This is a genomic window from uncultured Brachyspira sp., assembly GCF_944393015.1.
In the GTDB taxonomy this organism is placed as follows: Bacteria; Spirochaetota; Brachyspiria; order Brachyspirales; family Brachyspiraceae; genus Brachyspira.
Genome location: NZ_CALXYQ010000105.1, coordinates 1 through 5327, shown reverse-complemented (window position 1 = coordinate 5327; position 5327 = coordinate 1). Strand labels below are relative to the sequence as shown.

4 protein-coding genes are annotated in these 5327 nt (G+C 28.5%); 1 reads left to right on the top strand and 3 read right to left on the bottom strand.

Annotated features, from left to right (window positions below; all coding sequences use genetic code 11):
- Positions 1 to 264, top strand: a 264-nt coding sequence (locus Q0K19_RS15125) for an integrase core domain-containing protein (protein WP_297249429.1), incomplete at its 5' end; no start/stop codon positions are given.
- Positions 265 to 306: 42 nt separating this feature from the next.
- Here Q0K19_RS15125 and Q0K19_RS15120 read toward each other — a convergent pair.
- The 3 genes from Q0K19_RS15120 to Q0K19_RS15110 form a co-directional block, all read right to left on the bottom strand.
- The gene (locus Q0K19_RS15120) at positions 307 to 1140 is read right to left on the bottom strand and encodes a hypothetical protein (protein WP_297249427.1); all 834 of its coding nucleotides are present in this window, start codon (positions 1138 to 1140) and stop codon (positions 307 to 309) included.
- 119 nt (positions 1141 to 1259) lie between these two features.
- Positions 1260 to 3110: a methyl-accepting chemotaxis protein gene (locus Q0K19_RS15115; RefSeq protein WP_297249425.1), complete on the bottom strand. Its 1851-nt coding sequence runs from the start codon at positions 3108 to 3110 to the stop codon at positions 1260 to 1262.
- Between the two features lie 238 nt (positions 3111 to 3348).
- Positions 3349 to 5169 carry a methyl-accepting chemotaxis protein gene (locus Q0K19_RS15110; protein WP_297249423.1) on the bottom strand — a complete coding sequence of 607 codons (1821 nt, stop codon included), beginning with the start codon at positions 5167 to 5169 and terminating at the stop codon, positions 3349 to 3351.
- Positions 5170 to 5327: the final 158 nt, after the last annotated feature.

Here is a 5327-nt window from a genome sequence, read left to right as displayed (position 1 = left end):
CACCCATTAGACATATTTTGTAAGAAGAATCACATTAAAAGAATTTATAGTCCTGTGGCTTCACCTTGGTATAATGGTGTTGTAGAAAGTACACATAACCGAGACCAAAAAGAATTCTATGATTATTGTACACAAGAATTAACTTTAGAAAAAGCTAATCAAAAATTAAAAAGATATAATAATTTTTGGAATCATAAACGAATACATTCAGCTTTAAATTATGATACACCTATGTTATACTTTAAAAAACTAAGGAATACTTAATGCAATATGTCTGGCTCCTGTGCACTTATCAATTAAAGAATATTAATTAAATTCATAATGTAAAATATATCTATCTGTTATATATTTATCTCCATAACATACTAATGCTATATAATACTTTTTATTAGGTGCAAATCCTGTATTCAATTGATTGATACCCTGTTTTAAATAATTGTAATTTTCATCAAATAAAATAATATCTATATCTTTTGAATATTCTAATTTAATATTTATAGAGGTATTTATATCTGTATCATTTTTTATCTGATAAAAATCTATATCTATTAATCCGGATTTTTTTATATATGGTTTAATATATTCATCTAGATTAAAATAATTCTTTATAAAATATCCGTAAACCATTTCGTTAGGATAATGAATACTGTCAGCCTCATAAATGTTATTATTAGGTTCGGCTTCATTTGCAGGAATATAATCATCATTAAATATGAACTTCAAATTATATTTGCATTCTTTATCCGAATTTAATTTTAAATAATAAACATCATCATTAAGAAGAATATCTTTTAATTCTATAAATCCTTTATAATTAGAAATATCTTCAGAATTAATATTAAATATTGTATCATTATTAGTAGAAATAATATTCATTGATATATTAGCATCAAGATTATAAACAGACATAGAAAAATCCATAATAAAACCATTAGTAGGATTTATCTGATAAAAATCTACATCATCATAATCATCAATATTTCCGCTTATTACTGTATTGCAGTCTATATATTGAGAATATTCTAAAGAGTTATTAGGTTCTATTTCCTCTCTCTTTAATGTATTTTCATTAGTTACATTATTATTATTATTTCTACAAGATATAAATAAAATTATCAAAAGTATTAATTTATATTTCATTTTTACTATTTCTTTTAATTTATTATATAAAACAATATATATTTTTTTATAAAAGAATGCAAATATAAAAAAGCCTATAGAAAATTATCTATAGGCTTCAAAATCACATAAATAAATATTTAATACACTTTAAAGAAGGACATAAGCTCTTCCAAATGATTAGCCTGATCTAATAAAGCCTTAGATGCTGCTGTAGACTGCTCTACTAAAGAAGCATTCTGCTGAGTTATGCTATCCATCTTAGATACCGCACTATTAACTTGATCTACTCCAGCTTCCTGCTCCACTGCTGTATGACTTATATCTCTCATTATCTTAGAAGTTTCTTCTATTTTTGATTCTATATCGCTGAATATCTCCTGAGAATGTCTTGCCATTTCTGCTGATTTATTTATCTTTTCATAAATATCTTCTATAAGCACTGTTATATCCTTAGCTGATGTTTGTGAATTCTGAGCTAAGTTTCTTACCTCGCTTGCTACTACCGCAAAACCTCTGCCCTGATCTCCTGCTCTTGCTGCCTCTACTGAAGCATTCAAAGCTAATATATTTGTTTGGAAAGCAATATCTTCTATTACTTTTGTGATATTTTTTATCTTAGCACTGGCATCATAAACATCTTCTATCATTTTAGTAGTATTAGCTATAACACTTCCGCCTTCTACTACGGCATTTCTTGAAGCCATCATTACCTCATTACCGTCTACAGAATTTTGAGCTGATGATTTTATAGTAGAAGCCATCTCTTCCATAGATGAAGCTGTTTCTTCCAAACTAGATGCCTGATATTCTGTTCTGCTAGCTAAATCTTCACTGCCTTTATGAAGTTCTGAAGCAGCACTTGCTATTTCTTTAGAGGCATTAAGTACTTCAGAAATTACCTCTACAAATCTATTTCTCATCATATCAAATGACTGTGATAATTCTCCTATTTCATCATGTCTGCTAGTAAATTTAGACTGAAAAACAAAATTTCCATTAGCCATTTCATGGGCTTCATCAACTATATTTTTTATAGGTTTTATAGATTTACCTATATAGAATCCTGATACTATAGAAGATATAATAATACCTATTACACCCAATAGTATTCCTATTATAGTCATTTTTTTACTTTCTGCATACAATAACTTCTGTGTAATACCAGCCATCATAAACCAAGGCTGAGTTTTCATCTTTTTAAAAAATGCTGTTCTGTTAACATCATTGAAATTATACCTGAATATGCCAGATGACTGACCTGCAGGAGGATTTAACGAATCATTTGGAATAATACCTACAGTATCATTGATATTATGATATACGCACTGCAAATCATCTTCATTTAATACAAATATACTCTTGGCTTCTGATAATTCATTTCTAGCATCTTCTAAAGTTTCATTTATAATCCTTGACCAATCAACAAAAGCTACAAAACTTCCTATAAGCTCATTTTCCAAATTATAAATGGAATGCACTACAGGAAGAACATATCCTTTATTTATATCAGACTTGTATATATTATCGCTTGCAGCATGATCATATCCTGAATCTGCAAACTCTTTCCACATTTTAGGATAAGCTGAAGACATATCAAGTCCTGCATTTTTAGTATCTCCGTTGTAAGATTCTATTACTTTACCGTCTAAGCCTATCAAATCTAATGTTAATATATAATCATTATTATCAAATAAATTGATCATAGTTTGTATGGCTCTATCTTTTACATATTCGCTTCTTGTTTCCATATATTCTATTATCGTAGGTATTCTTGAATATGCATCCATTATAAGAAGCTGATCTTCAAGTATTGTATCAAGCAATGTTGAATAACCATTAACAGAAGTTTCAAATCCTGAATATGTAGCATTATTTATTGCTTTGCTGGCTATTCGAATAGAAGAAAATATAATTGTAAATGATAATACAACTATAACTATATTAACAATTAAAGGAATTTTAAAAGTTATACTATTAAACCTTTTCATAAAAGACCTCTATAAATAAATTACTTAAATATTTAAAACTAGATATTATTTTATAATAAGAAAACTACCAACACTACACTTGCATAAAGTATAATTTAGTTAATAAAAAAAGTCAATTAAAAAAAGCAACAATATAAATTTATTATTATAAATAAGTTCCAAAAAAGTTTTATATATTAATGAAAAAAAACAATATAAAAACAAAAAACATTACTTAATTTTCACTTATTGAGGCTACTTAAAGTCTAAAAAATGACATTAATTCTTCCAAATGTTTAGCCTGATCCAATAAAGATTTAGATGCTGCTGCTGACTGTTCTACCAAAGAGGCATTCTGCTGAGTGATATTATCCATTTTTGTTACAGCAGTATTAACCTGATCCACTCCTGCCTCCTGCTCTACTGCTGTCTGGCTTATATCACTCATAATTTTTGAAGTTTCTTCTATCTTCATTTCTATATCTGTAAAAATTTCCTGAGAATGCCTTGCCATCTCTGCTGATTTATTTATTTTTTCGTAAATATCTTCTATAAGTACCGTAATATCTTTAGCTGAAGCCTGTGAGTTTTGTGCTAAATTTCTTACCTCGCTTGCTACTACTGCAAAACCTCTGCCTTGATCTCCTGCTCTTGCTGCCTCAACTGAAGCATTTAAAGCAAGTATATTAGTCTGAAAAGCAATATTTTCTATAACTTTAGTAATGTCTCTGATTTTAGCACTGGACTCATAAACCTCCTCTATCATTTTAGCAGTATCTGCTATAACACTTCCGCCTTCAGCAACAGCATTTCTTGAAGATATCATAACATTATTACCGTCTACTGAGTTCTGTGCCGATGATTTTATAGTAGAAGCCATCTCTTCCATAGAAGAAGCAGTCTCTTCCAAACTTGATGCCTGATACTCCGTTCTCTTTGCCAAGTCTTCACTTCCCTGATAAAGCTCATTTGCAGCATTTGCTATCTCTTCAGAAGACATTAATATTTCCTTAATCATTTGTGAAAATTTAGACTTCATATCATTAAATGAATTTAATAATTCGCCTATCTCATCGTTTCTGGATTGTATATAAAAAGATGATGCCAAATTTCCAAGAGATATTTCTTTAGCTTCTTTAACTATATTCTTTATAGGGCTTATGCTTCTTCTTATATAGAAAACAGAAAATACAACTGATGCGGCTATTCCTATGATACCTATTATACTTCCGATTAACAGCATTTTTCTATTGGCAGAATAAATCAGGCTTTCCGATATTCCGATTCCAGAGATCCATGGCATAGATGACATTTTTTTATAGAAAACAAATTTATCAGTGTTTAAATAATTAAATCTTACAATACCAGAAGAAGAATTTGAAGGTATATTAAGATTTATAGTTTTCTTAAGCTCCGATGCTATATTATGGTATACAATTTCTCTATTATCATTCATTATAAAAATACTTTTTTCTGTCGAAAAATCATTGCCGAATCTATATAAACTATCTCTCATTATTAAAGACCATTCTATAAAACCTATAATAGCACCCGCATAATTATCATTATTATCTAAAATAGGAACTATAATTGGAAGAATAAAACCATTATTCATATCTGACTCATATATGGTTTCTGATATAGATACCTTATTTTCCTGCTTAAAAATATTCCATAAATCAGGATATATTTCAGATATTCTTCCTCCTATATTTGTATCTCCTGTATATGATGCTAATATTTCTGAATTTCTTGAAAGTATGTAAGCATTTGTTATATATTTATTATTATCAAGCATTTGAGTTAAAGTAGTGAAAACATTTCTATTTCCGTTTTGAATATAATCAAGCATTACAGGCATAGAAGCGTAACTTTCCATAAGAAGTATTTGATTTTCTATAGATATATCTAAATAACTATTGCATCCGTCTACAGTTGATATCATATATTGATTCGCATAATTATCAATTTCTGATGATGCCAGATTAATTAAAGAAACTATTATAAAAAGAGATATAACAACTGTTGCAATGTTTAAAATAACAGGCAGTTTTACCTGCATGCTGTTAAACTTTTTCATTAAATACTCCTCTAAAAACAATAAATAATAAAATATGCAATAAAAAATGCAGGCAGAAAAATATCTGCATATTTGTTAATAGATGTCTGATGTCTGATGTCTGATGTCTGATGTCTGATGTCTGATGTCTGATGTCTGATGTCTGATGTCTGATGTCT